The 24,196-nt window shown below is 67.5% G+C and carries 15 protein-coding genes, 2 tRNA genes and 3 rRNA genes; 11 read left to right on the top strand and 9 right to left on the bottom strand.

The annotated features are described in order from the left end of the window. Positions 1-34 precede the first annotated feature (34 nt). Entirely contained in the window at positions 35-1,054 is a 1,020-nt protein-coding gene (locus FCL41_RS10830; protein WP_137066923.1) for a YihY/virulence factor BrkB family protein, read from the bottom strand. A gap of 32 nt (positions 1,055-1,086) precedes the next feature. Between FCL41_RS10830 and dnaG the strand changes: the two genes are divergently transcribed. The 3 genes from dnaG to FCL41_RS10815 all read left to right on the top strand — a co-directional run bounded on the left by dnaG (position 1,087) and on the right by FCL41_RS10815 (position 3,672). Then, positions 1,087-3,009 (top strand): DNA primase, encoded by a 1,923-nt coding sequence (gene dnaG, locus FCL41_RS10825; RefSeq protein ID WP_137066922.1) that lies wholly within the window; start codon positions 1,087-1,089, stop codon positions 3,007-3,009. Beyond that, entirely contained in the window at positions 3,006-3,515 is a 510-nt protein-coding gene (locus FCL41_RS10820) for a hypothetical protein (RefSeq protein WP_137066921.1), read from the top strand. The genes dnaG and FCL41_RS10820 overlap by 4 nt, the downstream gene beginning before the upstream one ends. 84 nt (positions 3,516-3,599) lie before the next feature. Then, positions 3,600-3,672, top strand: a tRNA-Asn gene (locus FCL41_RS10815). Positions 3,673-3,767: 95 nt separating this feature from the next. On the opposite strand, the gene FCL41_RS10810 is transcribed toward FCL41_RS10815, so the two are convergent. Further along, the gene (locus tag FCL41_RS10810; RefSeq protein ID WP_137066920.1) at positions 3,768-4,514 is read right to left on the bottom strand and encodes a PIG-L deacetylase family protein; all 747 of its coding nucleotides are present in this window, start codon (positions 4,512-4,514) and stop codon (positions 3,768-3,770) included. 83 nt (positions 4,515-4,597) lie between these two features. Between FCL41_RS10810 and FCL41_RS10805 the strand changes: the two genes are divergently transcribed. Further along, a tRNA-Ile gene (locus tag FCL41_RS10805) sits at positions 4,598-4,671 on the top strand. A 25-nt stretch (positions 4,672-4,696) separates the two neighbouring features. Beyond that, entirely contained in the window at positions 4,697-6,562 is a 1,866-nt protein-coding gene (locus FCL41_RS17085) for an esterase/lipase family protein (RefSeq protein WP_170970323.1), read from the top strand. A gap of 21 nt (positions 6,563-6,583) precedes the next feature. On the opposite strand, the gene FCL41_RS10795 is transcribed toward FCL41_RS17085, so the two are convergent. Next, positions 6,584-7,981 (bottom strand): serine/threonine-protein kinase, encoded by a 1,398-nt coding sequence (locus FCL41_RS10795; RefSeq protein ID WP_137066919.1) that lies wholly within the window; start codon positions 7,979-7,981, stop codon positions 6,584-6,586. Positions 7,982-8,086: 105 nt separating this feature from the next. On the opposite strand from FCL41_RS10795, the gene tyrS reads away from it, so the two are divergent. From tyrS to FCL41_RS10765, 6 genes are all read left to right on the top strand, one after another. Then, complete coding sequence (gene tyrS / locus FCL41_RS10790) at positions 8,087-9,352, top strand: tyrosine--tRNA ligase (protein ID WP_137066918.1); 1,266 nt, start codon at positions 8,087-8,089, stop codon at positions 9,350-9,352. Positions 9,353-9,941: 589 nt separating this feature from the next. After that, positions 9,942-11,456: ribosomal RNA gene (locus FCL41_RS10785) — 16S ribosomal RNA — on the top strand. A 501-nt stretch (positions 11,457-11,957) separates the two neighbouring features. After that, positions 11,958-15,064, top strand: a 23S ribosomal RNA gene (locus FCL41_RS10780). Between the two features lie 201 nt (positions 15,065-15,265). Further along, positions 15,266-15,382, top strand: a 5S ribosomal RNA gene (rrf, locus tag FCL41_RS10775). The 16S, 23S and 5S rRNA genes sit together here, the layout of an rRNA operon. A gap of 103 nt (positions 15,383-15,485) precedes the next feature. After that, positions 15,486-16,820: a tetratricopeptide repeat protein gene (locus tag FCL41_RS17480; protein ID WP_239021617.1), complete on the top strand. Its 1,335-nt coding sequence runs from the start codon at positions 15,486-15,488 to the stop codon at positions 16,818-16,820. 191 nt (positions 16,821-17,011) lie between these two features. Further along, positions 17,012-17,539 (top strand): DUF3145 domain-containing protein, encoded by a 528-nt coding sequence (locus FCL41_RS10765; protein ID WP_137066021.1) that lies wholly within the window; start codon positions 17,012-17,014, stop codon positions 17,537-17,539. A 96-nt stretch (positions 17,540-17,635) separates the two neighbouring features. Here the strand turns inward: FCL41_RS10765 and FCL41_RS10760 are convergent, their stop codons facing one another. The 6 genes from FCL41_RS10760 to FCL41_RS10735 form a co-directional block, all read right to left on the bottom strand. Further along, positions 17,636-19,072, bottom strand: a complete 1,437-nt coding sequence (locus tag FCL41_RS10760; RefSeq protein WP_137066020.1) for an acyl-CoA carboxylase subunit beta — start codon at positions 19,070-19,072, stop codon at positions 17,636-17,638. After that, entirely contained in the window at positions 19,072-20,304 is a 1,233-nt protein-coding gene (locus tag FCL41_RS10755; RefSeq protein WP_137066019.1) for a beta-ketoacyl-[acyl-carrier-protein] synthase family protein, read from the bottom strand. Before FCL41_RS10755 ends, FCL41_RS10760 begins: the two co-directional genes overlap by 1 nt. 43 nt (positions 20,305-20,347) lie before the next feature. After that, entirely contained in the window at positions 20,348-20,593 is a 246-nt protein-coding gene (locus tag FCL41_RS10750) for an acyl carrier protein (protein WP_135832665.1), read from the bottom strand. Between the two features lie 82 nt (positions 20,594-20,675). Further along, entirely contained in the window at positions 20,676-21,698 is a 1,023-nt protein-coding gene (locus FCL41_RS10745; RefSeq protein ID WP_137066018.1) for a beta-ketoacyl-ACP synthase III, read from the bottom strand. Then, positions 21,695-22,879, bottom strand: coding sequence for an acyltransferase domain-containing protein (locus FCL41_RS10740; protein ID WP_137066017.1), 1,185 nt, complete (start codon positions 22,877-22,879; stop codon positions 21,695-21,697). Before FCL41_RS10740 ends, FCL41_RS10745 begins: the two co-directional genes overlap by 4 nt. A 79-nt stretch (positions 22,880-22,958) precedes the next feature. Next, positions 22,959-24,182, bottom strand: coding sequence for a PucR family transcriptional regulator (locus tag FCL41_RS10735; RefSeq protein WP_239021616.1), 1,224 nt, complete (start codon positions 24,180-24,182; stop codon positions 22,959-22,961). Positions 24,183-24,196 lie beyond the last annotated feature (14 nt).

Genomic DNA, 24,196 nt, shown 5'->3' with positions numbered 1-24,196 from the left:
CCTCGCGGTCCGGCTCCGCGGGGTCGTGCGGACGTCAGGTGGGGTCCGACCCTGCCTCGTCGCGCGGGTGGGAGGCTGCCTGCTCGCGCCAGGAACGGGCCTCGTCGACGAGCGCGGCGTACCGCTCGCGGGTGCGTTCGATCTTTCGGGTGTCGCGCAGGGGGAGCTGCAGCCGCTCCTCGGCCGGCAACCCGCGGTCGAGCTGCTTCACGCGCTGCACCTCCACGTCCAGGAGCGCCCCCACCAGCAGTGCCACGTTGCTGACCCACAGGAAGAGAAGGCCGATCACCACACCGGCCAACGAGCCGTACGTGCGGTCGTAGCTGGCGAAGTTGGAGACGTAGACGGAGAGTCCGAAGGAGGCCAGCAGCCAGGTGCCGAGGGCCACGAGAGCCCCCGACGAGATCCAACGGAGCCTGGGGCGCTGCACGTTGGGGGTGACGCGGTAGAGCATCCCGATCAGCACCATGGCGGCCGCCGCGACGCCCGGCCACTGGACGATCGTCCACACGCGCACGGCGGTGTCGCCCAGACCGACCACGTCACCCAGCGAGCGCGCCAGCCGGCCGGAGACCAGGAGCAGCACCGTCGCGATCGCGACCAGCACCAACGACACCACCGTGACCAGCAGCATGACCGGGCGGAGTTCCCAGAAGGGCCGTCCCTCCTCGACGTCGTGGATCGTGTTCATGGCGCGGGAGAAGGCGTTGACGTAGGCCGAGGCCGACCACAGGGCCCCCGCCAGACCGACCGCCAACGCCGGGCCGGCCAGGGGCGACTCCGCCAGGCCGCGGACCGGGCCCTCGACGGTCCTCAGGGTCTCGCCGGAGACGACCGGTCGGAGGACCTCGAGCACCAGGTCGACCGAGTCCTCGGAGTGGCCCACCACTCCCAGGAGCGCGCTGAGTGCCACGATGGCCGGAAAGAGCGCGAGCACGGAGTAGTAGGTGAGCGACGCCGCGAGGTCGAGCGCGCGCCTGTCCAGGAACGTGAACACCGTGCGTCGCGCGACGTACGCCACGCGTTGCGCGGTGGATCCTTGCGCAAGGCTCATGGGGCATTCTCCGTGGCCGTAGACTCCGCGACGTGGCAGGCCGCATTCGGGACGAGGACATCGCAACGGTGCGCGAACGAGCCCGGATCGACGACGTGGTGTCGTCCTACGTCTCGTTGCGCAACGCCGGTGGCGGCTCGATGAAGGGGCTGTGCCCCTTCCACGACGAGAAGTCGCCGTCCTTCCACGTGACCCCCTCCAGAGGCTTCTTCCACTGCTTCGGGTGCCAGGAGGGCGGTGACGTGATCACCTTCCTGATGAAGATCGACGGGCTCGCCTTCTCCGAGGCGGTGGAGCACCTCGCGGACAAGTATGGCGTGCAGCTGCGGCGCGAGGACGGCGACGACGGGGTGCAGCGACCCCGCGGTCCGGCGCGTGGTCGGTTGCTGGAGGCCCACCGGGTCGCCCAGGAGTTCTACGCCGACCACCTCTCCTCGAGCGACGCGCTGGCCGGACGCCAGTTCCTCTCCGACCGCGGGTTCGACCAGGCGGCGGCCGAGATGTTCGGCGTCGGCTTCGCCCCCCGCGACGGCGAGGCGCTGACCCAGCTCCTGCGCCAGAAGGGGTTCAGCCAGGAGGAGATGGTCGCCAGCGGCCTCGTCGCCGTCGGTCGCTCGGCCTACGACCGGTTCCGCGGGCGACTGCTGTGGCCGATCCGTGAGTCCAACGGCGACACCGTCGGCTTCGGTGCGCGCCGGATCTTCGAGGACGACCGCATCGAGGCGAAGTACCTCAACACCTCCGAGACGCCGATCTACAAGAAGTCCCAGATGCTCTACGGCCTCGACCTCGCCCGCAAGGAGATCTCGCGGAGCTCCCAGGCCGTCATCGTGGAGGGCTACACCGACGTGATGGCCTGCCACATGGCGGGCGTCACCACCGCGGTCGCCACCTGTGGCACCGCGTTCGGCGACGACCACGCCCGCGTGCTGCGCCGCTTCATGGACGACCGCGACGGGCTCCGCGGCGAGGTGATCTTCACCTTCGACGGTGACGCCGCCGGCCAGAAGGCGGCCCTGCGTGCCTTCAACGGCGACCAGAACTTCGTCTCGCAGACCTACGTCGCGGTCGAACCCTCTGGCATGGACCCGTGCGACCTGCGCCTGGCCAAGGGCGACGAGGCGGTCCGTGCCCTGGTCGCCGAGCGCACGCCCCTCTACCGCTTCGTCCTGGGCAACGTGGTGTCGCGCTACGACCTCGACCGCGCCGACGGCCGGGTCGACGCCATGCGCGAGGCCGCCCGTCTCGTGGCGAGCGTGCGCGACCGTTCCAAGGTCGATGCCTTCGCGCGTGAGGTCGCCGCCATGGTCGGCATGGACGTCGACGAGGTGCGCGCCCAGGTGCGCCGCGCCGAGAAGTGGGGCAACGAGAAGCCTGCGGGGGGTCGCGAGCGGCGTACGCGTGGCAGCGAGGCGCCCCAGCGTCCCGGGGAGGCCCCGGCCGCTCCGGCCGCTCCGGCCGCCCCGGAGCGAGCTCCGATGCCAGCCCTGCGCGACCCGCGCTTCTCGATCGAGCGTGAGACGCTCAAGCTCGTCCTCCAGCACCCGCAGCTCGTCCAGCGCAGCATGGAGCAGGTCACGTCCGAGGACTTCACGCACCCCGCCTACCGCGCGGTGTGGGAAGCAGTGGTCGCACACGGCGGCCCCACGGCCGGCGCCACGGACCCCGGCTGGGCGACCGGAGTGCGAGCCGGCCTGCAGAACCCGTGGGTCTCCGCCGCCTTCGCCGAGCTCGCGGTCGAGCCCGTGCGTTCCTCGGGGGAGCCGGGCGAGAGCTACATGTTCGCCCACGCCTACCGCCTGCGTGAGCTCACGCTGCTGCGGAGCACGGCCGCGCTGAAGTCGCGCCTGCAACGCACCGACCCCGCCTCGGAGGAGTACAACCAGATGTCGGCTGAGCTGTGGAGCCTGGAGCAGCGTCGTCGCGGCCTCGCCGACAAGGCGGTGGGCGCATGAGGTGGGGGAGGCGGGACCACGCGGTCCACGTACCGACGCTGCTGCCGCGGGAGCGGATCCTCGCCCACGCCGTGGCCGAGGACGGATCGGTGATCGCCGGCACCCGCGACGCCCTCCACGTGGTCCCGGCGGACGGTGCCGACCCGACCCGGGTGCCTTGGGAGCTGGTCGAGGCCGCCGAGTGGGACGCGGAGACGTCGACCTTCCGGGTGAGTGAGGTCGGGGAGTGGGGAGCCGAGCGGCCGGAGTCCGCGTTCGTGCTGGGGGAGTCCCGCCTGCTGCTCGAGCTGGTCCGCGAGCGCGTGACGGCGAGCATCGTCCTGCAGCGGCACGTGGCCGTGCCGGGAGGCGGGATGCGGGTGATCGCACGCCGCAGTCCCCACGGCGGCACGGACCCGCTGTGGGTCTACGAGTACGACGCCACGGTGGACCCCACCGACCCTCGTGTGCGCGAGGCGGCGGCGGCTGCGCTGGCGCAGGCCAAGGACGAGGTCGGACTGGCCTGACGGGTCCGAGTCGCCGGGGCCCCGCTTTGGTGTCGGCGCCGAGGTGTTGCTAATGTTCCTCTCGCTGCTCGTGAGGGCAGCTGATCCCCTGTAGCTCAACTGGCAGAGCATTCGACTGTTAATCGGAGGGTTGTTGGTTCGAGTCCAACCGGGGGAGCAGAAGCAAGAACCCCCTCCGCCCACGGGCGGAGGGGGTTCTTGCTTTTCCGGGACGATCAGGCGGCGGTTGAGGCGCAGGACGACCTGCTGGGATCAGGCCTGGTCGGGCTCCCGCAGGACGACCACCTCGACCGAGGCGGCGTAGCGGGTGCCGAGGCGCTCCCCGCCGCTGCGCGACGACGTCTCGAGCATCGTGCGGGCGCGCTCCTCGTCCCACCCGAGGCCGACGAGGTACGCGGCGTGTGCGAGCAGGGAGTCGACACCGACCTCGAAGGTCTCCGTGGTGTCGACGGCGTGGGTGGGTTCGGGGGAGGCGAGGATCCACACCTGCCGTACGCCGTCCCACGGCCCGAGTCCCGCGGCGACCTGCTCGTGGAAGATCCACCGGTTGCCGGCGTCGCGGGCGGCGTCGATGACGGCGCGGCCCACGGCGACGTGGTCGGGCTGGTTGAGCATGCCGGGGCCGAAGGAGTCCCGGTGGTTGAGGGTGATCACGACCTCGGGGCGGTGGCGCCGCACCTGTTCGGCGATCACGCGACGCAGCTCGACGCCGTACTCGACGGTCCCGTCGGGCAGGCCCAGGAACTCGACCGTGGGCACGCCGACGATCTGGGCAGAGACGATCTGTTCGGCCTCGCGCAGCGGACGGCTCTGCTCAGGCGGCGTCGAGTCGATCCCGGCCTCACCGCTGGTCACCATGACGTAGGTGACCTCCTTGCCCTGCCGGGTCCACCGCGCGACGGCCGCTGCCCCACCGAACTCCATGTCGTCGGGGTGTGCGACGACGCAGAGGGCACGCTGCCAGTCCTCGGTCACCGGGAGAAGAGGAGTGGGCTCCATCTGCCGATCATCCGGGGGACACCCGCGCAGGTCAACGCCTGCCAACCACTAGGCTCGTCACCGCTCGGGGCCCTGCCTCGTGCGGGGCGGTAGCTCAGTCGGTCAGAGCAGAGGACTCATAATCCTTGGGTCGTGGGTTCGAGCCCCACCCGCCCTACTCGGCCTGCGAGAGGAGACCTGGGTTGAGCAACACGATCGTCTACATCCACGGGGTCGGTGGAGTCACACCCCTCGAGGACTGGCTCGATCCGCTCAACGTGGGACTCGTGCAGGCCGGGCACTCGCCCATCGACCCGACGTACGACACCGTCGTCCCGGTCACCTACCAGCCGCTGCTCCTGACCCCCACGGGCAGTCGCGCAGCCAAGGCCGACGAGGTCAAGGAGACGTGGGAGGCCTCCGACGAGACGGACGAGGCGGCGCGCAGGTTCGCCGTGACGCAGGAGGAGAACACGCAGTTCCTGCGTCAGTGGTCGGTCCGCGCCCGGGGCGTGCACTTCGGGCACTCTCCCAACGGCGTCAACGCCACGCTGACCTCCGTGGTCACCCGCGTCGGCGACCTCACCGAGGCCAAGATCTACGCCCACCACCGCAGCGTGCGGGCCAGCGTCCTGCGTGAGGTGGTCGAGCAGATCCCGGACGCCGACGAGATCGTGGTCGTCGCCCACAGCCTCGGCAGCGTGATCGCCGCCGACCTGCTCACGCGCCTGCCGGCGCACACCCGCGTACGCGCCCTCGTCACTCTCGGCAGCCCGCTCGCCTCCGACATGTGGAAGCGGTTGCGCTCCCTGGCCACCGACTTCCCCTACGACCGCGTCGACGCGTGGATCAACGTGTTCGACCCGCGTGACGCCGTGACTTACGGCCGCGGGGTGGCAGCCCGTTTCCCGATGGCCGTCGACGTCTCGGTCGACATCCGTACGCACAGCGTGCGTGGCTACGCCTCGCACCCGGCAGTCGGCGCCCTGCTGGGGCACCACCTCTACGGCGTGCGTGACGCCGACGCCGAGCACCCTCCGGCCCGCCCGTTGGGGGAGGGGTGGGACCTCCAGCTCCTTGGTTTCGCCTACGCCGAGCAGCTCTCACGCACCTGCCAAGCCAAGAAGTTCAGCTGGCGCAGGCGGTTCGACACGGCCCGCCGGATCGCCGCGACGCGGGTGCTCGAGGAGGTGGAGCAGGCCGACGACGAGGCCCGGGCCGAGCTGGGCTCACCCCCGTCCATCACCGACTTCGTCGACCGCGCCTCCGACCTGGTGCGTGACGTCTGGTCCGACGACGAGCTCCTGCCCCTCGTGGTCTCGCGGTACGCCTCCAACCCCCTGCCGCCGTTCGACATCGCCGTTGACCCGGCGCACCGCCTCGAGGCCCTGACCGCACTGCTCAACCGCGTACGCCGTCGCGAGGGCAGCATCAGTGACCTCGAGTTCGCCACGGTCGTCGCGGCCGCCGTCGACCACGCGCAGGACGCCCTGACTCCGGACCGTCGGCGCTGGTGGGGCTACCTGGTCGGAGGAGGAGCGGTGCTGCTCGCCCTGACCGGCGTCGGTCTGTGGGCCGTCCTGCCCACGGCCCTGGCGGGAGCCGCCGCCATCACGGCCTCGCTGGCCGCCTTCGGCCCGGGCGGCATGGTCGGCGGGATGCTGACGCTCGTCCTGGCCTCCGGTGCCGGCACCGCCCTGGTGGCCAGTGGTGCAGTCGCTGCCGCCGGTGAGCGCGAGGCGGAGGTCGAGTTCCGCCTCGCCGTCGCCGGCGCGTTGACCCAGATGCGGGTCGAGGAGCTGCGCGGGCTGTTGATCGGCGTCGTCGCCGTCATCCGCGCCCAGGAGACGCTGGGCCTCGCCTCCACCCGGGCCCACACCATGGAGGTGCTGCTCGACGCCCAGGGACGCCTCGCCCAGGAGGTCCACCTGCACACGCTCGTGGCCCCCAAGCGTCCCGGCACCAAGGAGATGGCCGAGCGCGCCGACCTCCTCACCCGGGCGATCGAGGTCATCAGTGGAGCCGACGTCTCCCGCGACACCCGGCCGGTGACGATCGCGCCGGTCTAGGCAGCGGTGGACGCAGCCGCCTCAGGACTCGTCGGCGATGAGCAGCTCGTCCCCGTCACGCTCGAGGACCAGGGTGACCTGGTCGGAGACGCGCTCTCCGTCGCGCATCCGGTAGACCACGTCGTAGGAGACCGTCATCGCGTCCACGTCAGCGCGTACGTTGCTCGGCGTCGCCGACTCGACGGTCTGCCAGAACCCCGCGTACGAGGCGAAGCCCTTGCTCCGCTCCTGGAACGCGGGGGTGAGGCGCTCCCAGGTCGCACGCTGGTCGTCGGTGACGGTGGCCAGGTAGTCGGTGACGAACGACTCCAGGTCGGCTTCCGTGGGGGCGGAGGGGTTGGCCGCGGTACCCGTGGCGCTGGTGTCACCGGCCCTGACGTCGTCCGGCGTCGTGGAGTCACGGGCACCGTCGAGACCCACGTAGAAGGCGGCCACCGTGCAGAGCGCGACTCCTGCCGCCACGAGGCCTCGGACGAGCCACGGGTGCCGTCGACGCGGGGTGGGCCCCGGCGACCTGCGTGGCGTGTACGCCCGGGCGGGGCGGTCGAGCGACACCGAGGCAGTCGTCAGGGTGTCGGTGGTGTGCCCCGGTCGCGGTGCGACCAGATGCGTCGGCGTCGGGGTCGGCTCGCTCCGGGCGATGTGCGTCAGGGCCTCCTGCACCTGGCGGGCCGTCCACCGCTGGGCGGGGTCCTGGGCCATCGTGCGCTCGAGCACGACGTTGAGCCGGCCGGTCTCGGGCAGTCGCGGCGGCACCTCGTGGACGATGCGGTACATCGTGCTGAGCACGTTGTCGCCCACGTCGTAGGGCGGGCGTCCCGCGAGCAGGTGGTAGAGCGTGGCCCCGAGGGCCCACACGTCACTGGCGGGGGTGGCCGACGACCCGGTGGCCACCTCGGGGGACAGGTAGGCGGGGGAGCCGGTCACCAGGCCGGTCTGGGTCAGTGACGCGTCGTCCGCCGTGCGGGCGATCCCGAAGTCGGTGAGCTTGGCGGTGCCGTCACGGGTGACCATGACGTTGGAGGGCTTCACGTCGCGGTGCACGATGCCGGCACGGTGGGCGGCGCCGAGCGCCTCGGCCACCTGGGCCATCAGTCGTGCCGCCTCCCGGGGTTCCAGGGGGCCCTGGTCGCGTACGAGCTGGGCGAGCGTCTGACCGTCGACGTGCTCCATCACCAGCCAGTGCTCGTCCCCGATGACGACGAGGTCGAAGACCCCCACGACGTGCGGATGGTTGAGGGAGGCGGCGAGCCGGGCCTCGCGGGCCGCCTGTCGGAGGTCGGGGCCGGTGCCCCCGACGTGGAGGCCGACGCGCTTGAGCGCGACCTTGCGCCCGAGCACCGTGTCGTGGCCGGACCACACGGCACCGCTCGCTCCGCGACCGATCCCGTGCTCGAAGGTGTACCTGCCCGCACTCACCCGAGCAGCCTAGGCAACGGGCACCAGCACCGGCCGATCTGGCAGGCTAGGAGTGCCCGGCGCACCGCGAACCAGACCCGCGTCGGCTCACCGGAAGGAACGATCGTGTCGACCCCGAACATCCTGGACGACCTCGAGTGGCGTGGCCTGGTGGCCAACTCGACCGACCTCGACGCGCTGCGTACGGCGCTGGACGAGGGGAGCGTCCGGTTCTATGTCGGCTTCGACCCGACCGCGCCCAGCCTGCACATGGGCAACCTGGTGCAGATCGTGACCGCCAAGCGCCTGCAGGAGGCCGGTCACACGCCGTTCGCCCTGGTCGGTGGCGCCACCGGCATGATCGGTGACCCCCGCGACTCCGGTGAGCGCACGCTCAACTCCCTCGACACCGTCAAGGACTGGGTCGAGCGCGTCCGTCGTCAGATCGAGCCGTTCCTCTCCTTCGAGGGAGACAACGCGGCGACGATGGTCAACAACTACGACTGGACGGCATCGCTCTCGGTCATCGACTTCCTGCGCGACGTGGGCAAGCACTTCCCGGTCAACCGGATGCTGGCCCGCGACGTGGTGAGGTCCCGCCTGGAGGAGGGGATCAGCTACACCGAGTTCAGCTACGTCCTGCTCCAGTCCATGGACTTCCTCAACCTCTACCGCGACCACGGCGTGACGCTCCAGTTCGGCGGCTCCGACCAGTGGGGCAACCTCAGCAGCGGGGTCGAGCTGATTCGTCGCGCGGCGGGGGGCAAGGCGCACGCCTTCACGACGCCGCTCATCACCAAGACGGACGGCACCAAGTACGGCAAGACCGAGGGCGGGGCGTTGTGGCTCGACCCCGAGATGATGTCGCCGTACGCCTTCCACCAGTTCTGGCTCAACGTCGAGGACGAGAAGGTCGTCGAGCTGCTGAAGATCTTCACCTTCATCCCCCGCGAGGAGATCGAGGAGCTCGCGGCGCAGACGGCGGAGAAGCCGTTCCTGCGCGCGGGACAGAAGGCACTCGCCGACGCCGTCACGACGCTGGTCCACGGGCAGCGCGAGACCGAGGCGGCGAAGCGCGCTGCGGAGGCCCTGTTCGGTGGGGGAGAGCTCGGCAGCCTTCCGCCCAGCACCCTGGGCGCCGCCCTGGCGGAGGCCGGTTCGGTGCAGGTGTCCGCGGACGCCATCCCCTCGGTGGTGGACCTGTTCGTGCAGACGGGGCTGACCAAGAGCAAGGGCGAGGCACGGCGTGCCGTGGCCGAGGGCGGCGCCTACCTCAACAACGTCCGCGTCGAGGACCCTGAGTTCGTCCCCACGCGCGACGACCTGGTGGCCGGCGGATGGCTGGTCCTACGCCGTGGCAAGAAGAAGTTGGCAGGCGTCCAGGCCTCCTGAACGACCGCCACTGACGTACGTCGAGGGCCGCCGCCCGCGCTCCAGAGCGTGGTCGGCGGCCCTTTGTGTGTCCAGAAACGGGCTCTGACCAGCGGAAACAGTGAATGTGCTCGCCGTCACCCCGCCCCGAGTTGCGTGCCCGGCGAGACGTGACCTAATGTTTCATCTTGTTGCCGGGAAGGTGACCGGGACGAAGCCCAGAAGGGCGGAAGCCAGGTCGGAGGCAACCGACTCCCTCGCCCACACAGCGAGATCCTAGATCGAAGATCGGGATCGACCAACGTGAGCGACCCCAGGGAGAAAGCGAGAGAGACGCGGATTTGAATTCGCAGAAACTACTCGCTAAAGTTTCGACAAGCGCCGCAGCGGCCCCGAGAGGGAAAGCACGGACAAGCGTTTGATCCTTGAGAACTCAACAGTGTGTCATAGTCGACGAATTAGTTTGAATGCCCCGTCGGCACTACTTCTTCGGGAGTGTGTTGATGGTTTCTTTGACAATGAATTCTGACAACGTAAATTGTCGGGGTTTGTTCTGTCATGGATGTGGCTCTCTTTTTCTCGCCAGGCTTTGTCTGGTGGGGTTTGTTTTTCAATGGAGAGTTTGATCCTGGCTCAGGACGAACGCTGGCGGCGTGCTTAACACATGCAAGTCGAGCGGTAAGGCCCTTCGGGGTACACGAGCGGCGAACGGGTGAGTAACACGTGAGTAATCTGCCCTTCACTTCGGGATAACTACCGGAAACGGTGGCTAATACCGGATATGACTCCCTTCCGCATGGTTGGGGGTGGAAAGTTCCGGCGGTGGAGGATGTGCTCGCGGCCTATCAGCTTGTTGGTGAGGTAATGGCTCACCAAGGCTTCGACGGGTAGCCGGCCTGAGAGGGTGACCGGCCACACTGGGACTGAGACACGGCCCAGACTCCTACGGGAGGCAGCAGTGGGGAATATTGGACAATGGGCGAAAGCCTGATCCAGCAACGCCGCGTGAGGGATGACTGCCTTCGGGTTGTAAACCTCTTTCAGTAGGGACGAAGCGCAAGTGACGGTACCTACAGAAGAAGCACCGGCCAACTACGTGCCAGCAGCCGCGGTAATACGTAGGGTGCGAGCGTTGTCCGGAATTATTGGGCGTAAAGGGCTCGTAGGCGGTTTGTCGCGTCGGGAGTGAAAACTCAGGGCTTAACTCTGAGCTTGCTTCCGATACGGGCAGACTAGAGGTATGCAGGGGAGAACGGAATTCCTGGTGTAGCGGTGAAATGCGCAGATATCAGGAGGAACACCGGTGGCGAAGGCGGTTCTCTGGGCATTACCTGACGCTGAGGAGCGAAAGTGTGGGGAGCGAACAGGATTAGATACCCTGGTAGTCCACACCGTAAACGTTGGGCGCTAGGTGTGGGGCCTATTCCATGGGTTCCGTGCCGCAGCTAACGCATTAAGCGCCCCGCCTGGGGAGTACGGCCGCAAGGCTAAAACTCAAAGGAATTGACGGGGGCCCGCACAAGCGGCGGAGCATGCGGATTAATTCGATGCAACGCGAAGAACCTTACCTGGGTTTGACATACGCCGGAAAGCTCTAGAGATAGAGCCCCTTTTAGTCGGTGTACAGGTGGTGCATGGCTGTCGTCAGCTCGTGTCGTGAGATGTTGGGTTAAGTCCCGCAACGAGCGCAACCCTCGTCCTATGTTGCCAGCACGTAATGGTGGGGACTCATAGGAGACTGCCGGGGTCAACTCGGAGGAAGGTGGGGATGACGTCAAGTCATCATGCCCCTTATGTCCAGGGCTTCACGCATGCTACAATGGCCGGTACAAAGGGCTGCGATCCCGTGAGGGGGAGCGAATCCCAAAAAGCCGGTCTCAGTTCGGATTGGGGTCTGCAACTCGACCCCATGAAGTCGGAGTCGCTAGTAATCGCAGATCAGCAACGCTGCGGTGAATACGTTCCCGGGCCTTGTACACACCGCCCGTCACGTCACGAAAGTCGGCAACACCCGAAGCCGGTGGCCCAACCCTTGTGGAGGGAGCCGTCGAAGGTGGGGCTGGCGATTGGGACGAAGTCGTAACAAGGTAGCCGTACCGGAAGGTGCGGCTGGATCACCTCCTTTCTAAGGAGCACACACCCCGACGCCCATCGAATGTATGGGTGCGCATGGTGGTGTCTCACTAGTGGAATCGTCGATGAATGGCTTGAACCTGGTCGACCAGTTGTTCTCAGTACGGCATGTCTCCTTCGGGGGGTGTGTGTGGAAAGTGAGCAGTTGGTGGGTAGGGGGAGGGTCGTGACACGCTGTTGGGTCCTGAAGGATCGAACGATCGCACCTGAGGGTGTGGTGGTTGGTTCTTCTGGCCTCCTTCGCCTGATGCCGGGTTGTTGCCTGGTGGATGGGGTTGGTGGGGTTGTTGTTTGAGATCTGGATAGTGGACGCGAGCATCCCATGCTCACGATTGGTTCGCCTGGTTCCTCGTTGGAGGGGTTGGGTGTGGCTGGTGGTGGAGCATGGATGTGCAATAAGCAAATGAGCCATCGCACCTGATTGTGGTGTGGTGGTTGGTCTTTGTAGCAGTAAATGTATGTGTTGACGCGTTGAGTTGTTCTGACGTTGTTGAGACAAGCTACTAAGGGCACACGGTGGATGCCTTGGCACCAAGAGCCGATGAAGGACGTAGGAGCCTGCGATAAGCCCCGGGGAGTTGGCAACCGAGCTGTGATCCGGGGGTGTCCGAATGGGGAAACCCAGCTGGAGTCATGTCCAGTTACCCTCACCTGAACACATAGGGTGAGTGGAGGGAACGTGGGGAAGTGAAACATCTCAGTACCCACAGGAAGAGAAAACAACAGTGATTCCGAGAGTAGTGGCGAGCGAAATCGGAGAGGCCAAACCATGGCTGTTGATACCCGGCAGGGGTTGCAGTCATGGGGTTGTGGGGCCGCTCGATCACGTCTGCCGGCGTGGTACAGAGTAAGAAAACACACGCGAAGCCGAAGCAGGTTGGAAAGCCTGGCCGTAGAGGGTGATAGCCCCGTACGTGTAAGTGTGTGTCTCTGGAGCGTCACCCCAAGTAACACGGAACCCCTGAAATTCCGTGTGAATCTGGCGGGACCACCCGTTAAGCCTAAATACTCCTTGGTGACCGATAGCGGACAAGTACCGTGAGGGAAAGGTGAAAAGTACCCCTGGCGGGGAGTGAAATAGTACCTGAAACCGTGTGCCTACAATCCGTCGGAGCGAGAACTTGTTCTTGTGACGGCGTGCCTTTTGAAGAATGAGCCTGCGAGTTAGCGGTGTGTAGCGAGGTTAACCCGTGTGGGGAAGCCGTAGCGAAAGCGAGTCCGAATAGGGCGATTCAGTTGCACGCTCTAGACCCGAAGCGAAGTGATCTATCCATGGGCAGGTTGAAGCGCGGGTAAGACCGCGTGGAGGACCGAACCCACTTAGGTTGAAAACTGAGGGGATGACCTGTGGATAGGGGTGAAAGGCCAATCAAACTTCGTGATAGCTGGTTCTCCCCGAAATGCATTTAGGTGCAGCGTCACGTGTTTCTTGCCGGAGGTAGAGCACTGGATAGCCGATGGGCCCTACAAGGTTACTGACGTTAGCCAAACTCCGAATGCCGGTAAGTGAGAGCGTGGCAGTGAGACTGCGGGGGATAAGCTCCGTAGTCGAGAGGGAAACAGCCCAGACCATCAGCTAAGGCCCCTAAGCGGTGACTAAGTGGAAAAGGATGTGGAGTCGCATTGACAACCAGGAGGTTGGCTTGGAAGCAGCCACCCTTGAAAGAGTGCGTAATAGCTCACTGGTCAAGTGATTCCGCGCCGACAATGTAGCGGGGCTCAAGTCATCCGCCGAAGCTATGGCATTCACATATTAAGCTAGGCCTTCGTGGTCCAGGTGTGTGGATGGGTAGGGGAGCGTCGTGTGGGCAGTGAAGCGGCAGAGTGATCTAGCCGTGGAGGCCACACGAGTGAGAATGCAGGCATGAGTAGCGAATGAAATGCGAGAAACATTTCCGCCGAATGATCAAGGGTTCCAGGGTCAAGCTAATCTGCCCTGGGTAAGTCGGGACCTAAGGCGAGGCCGACAGGCGTAGTCGATGGACAACGGGTTGATATTCCCGTACCGGCGAAGTAGCGCCCATGACGAGGCTGGTGATGCTAACCGTCCGAAGCGCCGTGATCTGATCCCTTCGGGGTGAGGACGTGTGTGTGGAGCGCGGGAACCGATCCAGTAGTAGTCAAGCGATGGGGTGACGCAGGAAGGTAGTCCAACCGTGGCGATGGTAGACCACGGCTAAGGGTGTAGGACTGACGGTAGGCAAATCCGCCGTCTGTATGTCTGAGACCTGATGGGGAGCCATTAGTGGTGAAGTGGATGATCCTATGCTGTCGAGAAAAACCTCTAGCGAGCTATGAGCCGCCCGTACCCCAAACCGACTCAGGTGATCAGGTAGAGAATACTAAGGCGATCGAGTGAACCATGGTTAAGGAACTCGGCAAAATGCCCCCGTAACTTCGGGAGAAGGGGGGCCGGATCCGTCAAACTCTTTTCGAGTGGCAGCGGTGATGGCCGCAGAGACCAGGCCCAAGCGACTGTTTACTAAAAACACAGGTCCGTGCGAAGTTGTAAGACGATGTATACGGACTGACTCCTGCCCGGTGCTGGAAGGTTAAGGGGACCGGTTAGACGCAAGTCGAAGCTGAGAACTTAAGCCCCAGTAAACGGCGGTGGTAACTATAACCATCCTAAGGTAGCGAAATTCCTTGTCGGGTAAGTTCCGACCTGCACGAATGGAGTAACGACTTGGGCGCTGTCTCAACCATGGACTCGGCGAAATTGCACTACGAGTAAAGATGCTCGTTACGCGCGGCAGGACGGAAAGACCCCGGGACCTTTACTATAGTTTGGTATTGGTGTTTGGTTCGGCTTGTGTAGGATAGGTGGGAGACTGTGAAGCATTCACGCCAGTGTTTGTGGAGTCAACGTTGAAATACCACTCTGGTCGTACTAGATGTCTAACCTAGGTCCGTAATCCGGATCAGGGACAGTGCCTGATGGGTAGTTTAACTGGGGCGGTTGCCTCCTAAAATGTAACGGAGGCGCTCAAAGGTTCCCTCAGCCTGGTTGGCAATCAGGTGGCGAGTGTAAGTGCACAAGGGAGCTTGACTGTGAGACAGACATGTCGAGCAGGGACGAAAGTCGGAACTAGTGATCCGGCGTCGGCATGTGGAAGCGGCGTCGCTCAACGGATAAAAGGTACCCCGGGGATAACAGGCTGATCTTCCCCAAGAGTCCATATCGACGGGATGGTTTGGCACCTCGATGTCGGCTCGTCGCATCCTGGGGCTGGAGTAGGTCCCAAGGGTTGGGCTGTTCGCCCATTAAAGCGGCACGCGAGCTGGGTTTAGAACGTCGTGAGACAGTTCGGTCCCTATCCGCCGCGCGCGTTGGAAACTTGAGAAAGGCTGCCCCTAGTACGAGAGGACCGGGGTGGACGAACCTCTGGTGTGCCAGTTGTCCCGCCAGGGGCACGGCTGGTTGGCTACGTTCGGAAGTGATAACCGCTGAATGCATCTAAGCGGGAAGCATGTTTCAAGATGAGGTTTCCCACCACCTTGAGTGGTTAAGGCCCCCAGCAGAACACTGGGTTGATAGGCCGGAGGTGTACAGCAGTAATGCCTAGCCGACCGGTACTAATAGGCCGAGGGCTTGTCCCAACACCGTACAAAACCACTCAACGCAACACATGTTGCGAAGACCGCACGCGTCCACTAACCAGTTCCCAGACAACACACCCGTCTCCTTTTTCATCAGGAGGCAGGGCCACACAACAACACAATGGACTCGGTCCCACTCACACCCACGCACACGCGCCCCACCCGGCGCGAGCTGGGTCCCTGGACAGGACTGGAAAGAGTTACGGCGGCCATAGCGAAAGGGAAACACCCGGTCCCATCCCGAACCCGGAAGTTAAGCCTTTCAGCGCCGATGGTACTGCGACCGAGAGGTCGTGGGAGAGTAGGACGCCGCCGGACATACACTTTGCAGAGGCCACCCCTTAGGGTGGCCTCTGCTGCATTTTCTGCCCCTGCGCGACCGCGCTCGGGGTGGATCGACGAGATTGAAGAGGTGAATCCCATGGCCGACGAGCGTCGTGGTCAGCGTCCCGCACGAGGCGGAGACGGACCCAGGAGCAGCGGTCGCGGAGGAGTCGGGGGTTCCCGCTCCGCAAGTGGTTCTGGTAGCGCCCGTTCCGAAGGCGGACCGCGCAGTGCCGGTTCGCGAGATGGTGACAGCCGTGACCGTAAGCCGTACGGTGCGAAGTCCGGCGATGGTGACCGCAAGCCGTACGGTGCCACGTCTGGTGATGGCGACCGCAAGCCGTACGGTGCCAAGTCCGGTGTCAGCCGTGACCGCAAGCCCTATGGCGCGAAGTCCAGCGATGGCGACCGCAAGCCCTACGGTGCCAAGTCTGGTGACAGCCGTGACCGCAAGCCCTATGGCGCGAAGTCCAGCGATGGCGACCGCAAGCCCTACGGTGCCAAGTCCGGTGACAGCCGTGACCGCAAGCCGTACGGTGCCAAGTCCGGTGTCAGCCGTGACCGCAAGCCCTATGGCGCGAAGTCCAGCGATGGCGACCGCAAGCCGTACGGTGCGAAGTCCGGCGACAGCCGTGACCGCAAGCCGTACGGCGCCAAGTCGGGCGAGCGTGGCGGTGCTCGTGGTGAGCGTCCCTATTCGCGTGACCGCCAGGGTCCTGCGCGGACCCAGGAGGAGCGCACCCGCGACCAGGAGCGTTACGACGGCCCGCCGTTGCCCGAGGAGATCACCGGCAAGGAGCTCGATCGTTCGATCACGGCTCAGCTGAAGGGTCTTCCGGAGAAGCTCGCTGCTCGCGTCGCCCGTCACCTGGCCGCCGCCGGCATGCTCATCGACAGCGACCCCGAGGTGGCCTACCAGCACACGCTCGCGGCCCGTGCTCGTGCTTCGCGCCTCGCTGTCGTCCGCGAGGCGACCGGTGAGGCCGCCTACGCCGCGGGTCACTACGCCGAGGCGCTCGCTGAGCTGCGTGCTGCCAAGCGGATGAACGGTGCCACGGACTACCTGCCGATCATGGCGGACTGCCACCGCGCCCTCGGACAGCCGGAGCAGGCGATCAAGCTGGCCAAGAGCCCGTCGGTCGCCAACTTCTCGCCCGAGGCCAAGGCTGAGATGACCATCGTCGAGGCGGGTGCCCGTCGCGACATGGGCCAGGTCGACGCTGCGCTGCGTACGCTCGAGCTCGCCCCGCTCATGCACAAGACGCGGGACGCCTGGGTCGTACGACTGCGCTATGCGTACGCCGACATCCTGGAGGGCGCTGGGCGCGAGGAGGAAGCCCTGATGTGGTTCCACCGCACCATGGCGATCGACAGCGACGAGATCACCGACGCCGGCGCCCGCGCCGACGTGCTCGAGAAGCGTCGCGACTGAGGGTTCTGCCCAGAAGAATCGTGCAACCAGCGCACACATCCGGCGTGTCCGGGCGTGTGCGCTGGTTTTCTTCTTCTCGGTGGGTCAGAATAGGGCGACTAATTACATAGGTGTCACTGTGCACGATTCGTTTCTGGTCATGAGATCGCTGGGGAAGGCGTAGCTCGCGCCGGAGATGAAGGAGGAACACGGTGACTTCACGTACTGCACCCCGCCCGAATGGACCTGCCACTCGGGGGATTCTGTTCGTGCACTCAACGCCTTCCGCGCTCAGCCCTCACATCGAGTGGGCTGTGGGGGGCGTGCTCGGCGCTGCCGTGAGTCTCGACTGGACCCCTCAGCCGGCACAGCCCGGCACCTACCGTGCCGAGCTCTCCTGGACCGGATCGGCCGGGACCGCTGCTGCGATCGTTTCTGCGCTGCGCGGATGGAACCACCTGCGGTTCGAGATCACGGAGGAGCCCACGGCGTCGACCGAGGGCTCCCGCTACTCGTTCACGCCCGAGCTCGGCGTCTTCCACGCCGTCACCGGGCTGCACGGCGACATCATGATCCCCGAGGACCGTCTGCGCTCCGTGATGGTGAAGGCCGGGAACGGCGAGACCACCCTCGAGCTCGAGGTGGACAAGCTGCTCGGCAAGCCGTGGGACGACGAGCTGGAGTCCTTCCGGTACGCCGGTGAGGGCGCCCCCGTCCGCTGGCTCCACCAGGTCGTCTGAGACTCCCCTCGGTGGTCTGAGCAGCCACCGACCGCACACGACGACGAAGGCGGCCCTCCTACGGGAGGGCCGCCTTCGTCATTTGTGTCGACAGGGTCAGAGGGGGATGTTCCCGTGCTGTCCCCGGACCGGTCCGTGCAGGGCATGGGCCTCGGCGATGGCGACGGCGATGGCGCGGCGCGTGTGGGCGGGGGAGACGACCTCGTCCACGACCCCGATCTCCACCGCCTTGTCGACGCCGCCCGCGATGCGCTCGTGCTCAGCGGCCAGCTCCGCCTCCACCTGCGGACGGAGGTCGACCGGGACCTCGGCCAGCTTGCGCCGGTGGATGATGCGGACCGCGGCGACCGGTCCCATGACCGCCACCTCGGCTCCGGGCCAGGCGAACACCTTGGTGGCGCCGAGCGACCGGGCGTTCATGGCGATGTAGGCGCCTCCGTAGGTCTTGCGGGTCACCACCGTGACCCGGGGGACCACCGACTCGGCGAAGGCGTGGAGGAGCTTGGCGCCACGGCGTACGACCCCGTCCCACTCCTGTCCGACGCCCGGGAGGTAGCCCGGCACGTCGACGAGCACGACCAGGGGGATGCCCAGGGCGTCGCACAGACGCACGAAGCGTGAGGCCTTCTCCGCCGAGAGCGAGTCCAGGCAGCCGCCCAGTCGCAGGGGGTTGTTGGCGATGACGCCCACCGTACGGCCGCCCAGGCGACCGAGTACGGTGACGACGTTGGGCGCCCAGCGGGCGTGGAGCTCGCGTGCGCTGCCCTCGTCGAGCACCCCTTCGACCAGCGGGTGCACGTCGTAGGCGCGCTTCTTGTTCTCCGGCAGGTAGGCGGCCAGGTCGACGTCGTCGACGGCGTCGGTGGCAAGCGTCCCCTGGTCGCCGAGCAGCGAGGCGACGTCCCGGGCGGAGTCGAGCGCCTCCCGCTCGGTGTCGGTCAGGACGTGCACGACGCCGGAGCGACGGCCGTGGGGTTCGGGACCTCCCAGGCGCAGCATGTCGACGTCCTCGCCGGTGACCGAGCGGACCACGTCGGGTCCGGTCACGAAGATGCGTCCCTCAGGGCCGAGAATGACCACGTCGGTCAGTGCGGGGCCGTAGGCCGCGCCGCCGGCCGCCGGGCCGAGGACGACGGAGATCTGGGGGATCTTGCCGGAGGCGCGGGTCATCGCGTGGAAGATCAGTCCGACCGCGTGCAACGACAGCACCCCCTCGGCCAGTCTGGCGCCTCCGGAGTGCCACAGGCCGATGATCGGCACGCCGTCGGCGAGCGCACGGTCGTACGCCTCCACGACCACACGGCAGCCATCGTTGCCCATGGCCCCGCCCATCACCGTCGGGTCGGAGCAGAAGGCGACGGCGCGCGCGCCGTGGACGGTGCCGACCGCGGACATCATGCCGGAGTCGTCGAACGGGCTCAGGAACTCGACAGTGCCCTCGTCGAACAGAGCCGTGAGCCGGTGGACAGGGTTGCGGAGGTCGTCCTCGCGGGGCGCCTTGGTCACGGTGCGTGCACCGGTCGTGGTGGTCATCAGACGGTCCTGAAGGCCAGGGCGACGTTGTGGCCGCCGAAGCCGAACGAGTTGTTGAGCGCCGCGAGGTCACCCTCGGGGAGCGAGCGCTGGCTGTGCGCGAGGTCGAGGCCGACGTCCTCGGGATCGTCGAGGTTGATCGTGGCCGGCACCGTGCGGTGGTGCAACGCGAGGATCGTGGCGACCGACTCCAGGGCGCCGGCGGCGCCGAGCAGGTGGCCGGTCATCGACTTGGTCGAGGTGACCACGGCCTCGGTCGACTCGCCGAGGGCGGTGCGGATCGCCAGGGCTTCGGCGACGTCACCCTGCGGGGTCGACGTGGCGTGGGCGTTGACGTGGACGACGTCTCCTGCTGCGAGGTCTGCCTCGCGCAGGGCGATGCCCATCGCCCGGGTGGCGCCGGCACCGGCCGGGTCAGGCTGGGCGATGTCGTGGGAGTCGGAGGTGATCCCGGCGCCGGCGGCCTGGGCGTACACCTTTGCGCCGCGGGCCCTGGCGTGCTCCTCGGACTCGAGGACGAGCACGGCTGCGCCTTCGCCGAGGACGAAGCCGTCGCGACCCTTGTCCCATGGCCGCGAGGCGGCGGCGGGGTCGTCGTTGCGCTTGCTGAGCGCCATCATCTGCCCGAAGGCAGCCATGGGGAGGGCGTGGACCGCGGCCTCCGTGCCGCCGCAGACGACGACGTCGGCGCGACCCAGACGGATCAGGTCGATGCCCAGGGCGATCGCCTCGTTGCCCGACGCACAGGCGGAGACCGGGGTGTGGACGCCCGCCCTCGCCCCGAGCATCAGGCCGATGGCCGCAGCGGGGCCGTTGGGCATCAGCATCGGGATCGCCAGGGGGGAGACCCGCCGGGGCCCCTTCTCGAGCAGCGAGTCGTAGTTGCCCAGCAGCGTGGTGACGCCACCGATGCCCGAGGCGACGGCCACGGCCAGTCGCTCGGGGGCGACGCCGGACTCGGCGAGTCCGGCGTCGGCCCATGCCTCGGTGGCGGCGACCACGGCCAGCTGGCCGGAGCGGTCCATGCGTCGAGCCTTCACGCGGTCCAGCACCTCACCGGGCTCGACCGCCACGCGGGCGGCGATGCGTGCGCCGAGTGGTTCGGCCCACTCCTCGGTGAGCTGGGAGACACCTGAGGTGCCGGCGAGGAGGGCGGACCAGGTGGTGGGAACGTCGCCGCCGACCGGAGAGGTGACTCCGAGTCCGGTGACGACGACACGGGAGGCTGACATGGGGACTCCTGGGGCGTTGCGAGCGGGTGGGTGAGGCCTGAGGTCAGGCAGAGGCCTGCTCGATGAAGGCGACGGCGTCGCCGACGGTCTTGAGGTTCTTGACCTGGTCGTCCGGGATCGAGACGCCGAACTTCTCCTCGGCGGCCACGACGACCTCGACCATGGAGAGGGAGTCGACGTCGAGGTCGTCGACGAAGGACTTGTCGAGCTGGACGTCGGCGGTGTCGACGCCGGCGACCTCGTTGACGATCTCGGCGAGGTCGGAGCGGATCTCTTCGGTGGTGGCCATGTCGTGGCTTCCTTCTCTACTTGGGTGATGGGACAACAGGGGAGAACAACGGTGGGAGGGGCGCGGCGGAGTCGCGCTGCCCTCAGGGAACGACGACGACCTGGGCGGCGTACGCCAGTCCGGCGCCGAAGGCGATCAGCAGGGCGACGTCACCCGACCGGGCCTCGCCGTCGGCCATCATCCGGTCGAGTGCGAGGGGGACGGACGCGGCGGAGGTGTTGCCCTGCTCGGCGATGTCACGGGCGATGCGCACGCGCGGAGGAAGCTTCATGGAGCGCGCCATCGCGTCGATGATGCGCATGTTGGCCTGGTGCGGGACGAAGACGTCGAGCTGGTCGGCCGTGATGCCGGCCTTCTCGAGGGCCTGGTGGGCAGTCTTCGCCATGGCGAACGAGGCCCAGCGGAAGACGGGGTTGCCCTGCATCGTGAGGTAGGGCATCACGCCGCTGCCGGGAGCCGTGTCGCTGCCGACGACGTCGCGCCAGTCCTCGCGCTGGCGGATCAGGTCGAACTGCTCGCCGTCGGAGCCCCACACGACCGGGCCGATGCCCGGGGTGTCGCTCGGGCCCACGACGGCGGCGCCGGCGCCGTCCGCGAAGATGAAGGCCGTGCCGCGGTCGTCCAGGTCGGTGAGGTCGCTGAGTCTCTCGACCCCGACGACCAGCACGTGGGTGGCGCTGCCGGCCCGGACCAGGTCGCTTGCCAGTGCTACGCCGTGGCAGAAGCCGGCACAGGCGGCGGAGACGTCGAACGCCGCGGCGTGGTCGGTGCCGAGCTCGTGGGCGACGGCAGTGGCCACGGCCGGGGTCTGGAGCAGGTGCGAGACCGTGGCGACGATGACGCAGTCGATGTCCGTGGCGCTCAGGCCGGAGCGTCGCAGCGCCTGGCGGGACGCCTCGACGGCCATCATCTGCACGGTCTCGTGGTCAGCGGCCCAGCGGCGTTGGCGGATGCCCGAGCGCTGCTGGATCCACTCGTCGCTCGAGTCGATCGCCCCGACGATGTCGGCGTTGGGCACCACGCGGCTGGGCCGGTAGGAGCCCAGGCCCAGAATGCGGCTGGCCGCGGCGCCGGTCGTGGTGGCCAGCGGGGAGACCAGCGTCATGCCACGCCCTCCGGGTGGAGCCTGAGCAGCGGCTGACCGGGGGAGACCAGGTCGCCGTCCTCGACGAGCCACTCCACGACGCGGCCACCGTGCACGGCGCGCACCGCGCTGCGGTCACGGGTGCTGGCGACGTCGCCGATCACGGAGCCTGCGTCGAACCGGTCGACGTGGCCGTCGTCGGGGGCACGGTGGAAGGTGCCCTTCGACGGTGCGACGACCATGCGCCAGGTGGGGGAGGTCTCGATGGGGGAGGCCTCGCCGTGACGGTCGCAGAAGTCGCGCGCGGCGTCGAGCTGGTCCGGGGTCTTCAGGGCGAAGGTCTCCACGCCCTTGAGGTTGCGCTTGATGATCGAGGTGAGCGTGCCGGCCGGCGGCATCTCCAGCACACCCGTGACGCCGAGGTCGGCGAGGGTCTCCATGCAGAGGTCCCACCGCACGGGGCTGGCGATCTGGCCCACGATCCGCGAGACGACCTCGTCTCCGTCGTGGACGACCTGTCCGTCGCGGTTGGAGACCAGGCGCGTACGCGGGTCGTGCGTCGAGACCGACCGGGCCAGGGCGGCGACGTGGGTGACGGCCGGCTCCATGTGGGCGGTGTGGAAGGCGCCGGCGACGCTCAGGGGCCTGAGGCGGGCACCCGAGGGCGGGTCAGCGGCGAACGCCGCGAGCTGCTCGAGGGTGCCGGCGGCGACGACCTGTCCGGGGCCGTTGTCGTTGGCGGCGGTGAGGCCGTGGCGCTCCAGGCAGGAGAGCACCTCGTCGCGGTCGCCCCCCAGCACCGCGGTCATGCCCGTGGGGGTGAGGGCCGAGGCGCTAGCCATGGCCAGTCCACGCTCGCGGACCAGGACCATGGCCTGCTCCGCGGTGATCACCCGGGCACCGGCAGCGACCGTCAACTCACCCACGCTGTGACCGACGACGGCGCCGACCTTGCTGAAGGCGTCCGCCGGGTGCGGGAAGAGCTCGAGGGCGGCGACGAGTCCGGTGGCGACCAGCAGCGGCTGGGCGATCTGGGTGTCCCGGATGGTCTCGGCGTCGGAGACGGTCCCGTGGGTGACGAGGTCGATCCCGGCCACGCAGGAGAGCCACTCGAAGCGGGTACGGAAAGTGGGGTCCTCCAACCACGGGGTGAGGAATCCGGGGGTCTGGGCACCTTGGCCTGGGGCGACGATCACGAGCACGAGGACCACTCTGCCTGTGGCGAGGCGCGCGTTCGCCGTGGGCCGGGACGAAAAACCGGGGCGATTGTTTGTGTGGTTCCTACAAAAGAGGGGCTTCGGGGAGTCGTCCAGACTGCCGACCCAGCACCAGGGCGATCTGCAGCGTGAACGCGTCGCGCGCCACGGTCGGGCTCAGCCCTGTCATGTCGGCGACCTGGCGCAGGCGGTAGCGCACGGTGTTGGGGTGCACGAAGAGGTTGCGTGCAGCCGCCTCCGTCGAGCCTCCGGCGTCGAACCACGCCGTCAGGGTCTCCACCAGCGAGCGCTTGGGCGAGGCGAGGGGGAGGTAGACCGACTCGACGAGGTGGCGGCGGGCGTGACCGTCGCCGGCGAGGGTGCGTTCGGCGAGCAGGTCGAGGCTGCGGACGGGCCGCGGCGCCTGGGGCCACCCCGTGCTGGCGCGGTGGGCCGAGAGGGCAGCCCTGGCCGAGACGTGCGCCGATCCCAGGCCCGAGGTCACCGGTCCCACGACGACGGGGCCGTCGCCGAAGAAGTCCACGACGCTCGACGCCCCCACCAGGGCGTCGCTGACCCCGCCGAGCACCACCACGAGCCGGTCTCCCTGCACGGCGCAGAGCGCGTCGGCTCCCGCCGCGGCCGCGGCACGACGTACGCCGTCGAAGGCGTCGCTGTCGGTGCGCCGGTCGGGGGAGGCCCCCATCACGACGGCCACCCCGTCGAGGGAGTTCCACCCCAGGGCGTTGGCGCGTGACAGCAGGGAGTCGTCCGGCTCCGCGCGCAGCACCGCGTCGACGACCAGCGCCTCGAGGCGGGCGTCCCAGGCGCCGCGCGACTCAGCCGCCCGGGCGTAGACCTCGGCCGTGGCGAAGGCGACCTCGCGGCCGTAGCGCAGCACGGCTCGGTGGACGAGCGGGGCGTCCTCGGTGGGCACGCTCTCGTCGATGTGGCTCTCCACCACGTCGATGCTGAGGCGGATCAGGTCGACCGTCTGGCGCAGCGTGATCACGCCCGCCAGCTCGCGCGGTGCCGCGCCGAAGACGGCGGTCGCCAGGGAGTGCCCGTCGGGGCCGCCGCTGTCGCGACTGGCGGCGCTGGAGCGCAGCCAGTCGACGAAGTTCTGGATGCCGGCGTGGACGATGAGACCGACCCAGGAGCGGTCAGACGCGCTCAGGTCGCTGAACCACGGCATGTCGCGGTCCATCCGAGCGGTGGCCGCGGTGCTCATGGCGCCACTGGCGCGGGCCAGGGCGTGGGCAACCCGGGCGAGCTCGTTCGTGGCGGTCTCTCGGGGGTCGGTGTCCACGGGGTCGAGGTTAG

It is taken from the genome of Nocardioides jishulii, from assembly GCF_006007965.1.
In the GTDB taxonomy this organism is placed as follows: Bacteria; Actinomycetota; Actinomycetes; order Propionibacteriales; family Nocardioidaceae; genus Nocardioides; species Nocardioides jishulii.
The sequence above is the reverse complement of the archived record's forward strand: the minus strand, read 5'-3'. Positions and strand labels throughout refer to the sequence as shown.

What these genes read in the sequence shown, in the direction of transcription:
- FCL41_RS17480 (WP_239021617.1), top strand. Translation starts at nt 15,486, where the DNA reads ATGGCCGACGAGCGTCGTGGTCAGCGTCCCGCACGAGGCGGAGACGGA.
- FCL41_RS10750 (WP_135832665.1), bottom strand. Translation starts at nt 20,593, where the DNA reads ATGGCCACCACCGAAGAGATCCGCTCCGACCTCGCCGAGATCGTCAAC.
- FCL41_RS10760 (WP_137066020.1), bottom strand. Translation starts at nt 19,072, where the DNA reads ATGACCACCACGACCGGTGCACGCACCGTGACCAAGGCGCCCCGCGAG.
- FCL41_RS10755 (WP_137066019.1), bottom strand. Translation starts at nt 20,304, where the DNA reads ATGTCAGCCTCCCGTGTCGTCGTCACCGGACTCGGAGTCACCTCTCCG.
- FCL41_RS10810 (WP_137066920.1), bottom strand. Translation starts at nt 4,514, where the DNA reads ATGGAGCCCACTCCTCTTCTCCCGGTGACCGAGGACTGGCAGCGTGCC.
- FCL41_RS10745 (WP_137066018.1), bottom strand. Translation starts at nt 21,698, where the DNA reads ATGACGCTGGTCTCCCCGCTGGCCACCACGACCGGCGCCGCGGCCAGC.
- FCL41_RS10820 (WP_137066921.1), top strand. Translation starts at nt 3,006, where the DNA reads ATGAGGTGGGGGAGGCGGGACCACGCGGTCCACGTACCGACGCTGCTG.
- FCL41_RS10830 (WP_137066923.1), bottom strand. Translation starts at nt 1,054, where the DNA reads ATGAGCCTTGCGCAAGGATCCACCGCGCAACGCGTGGCGTACGTCGCG.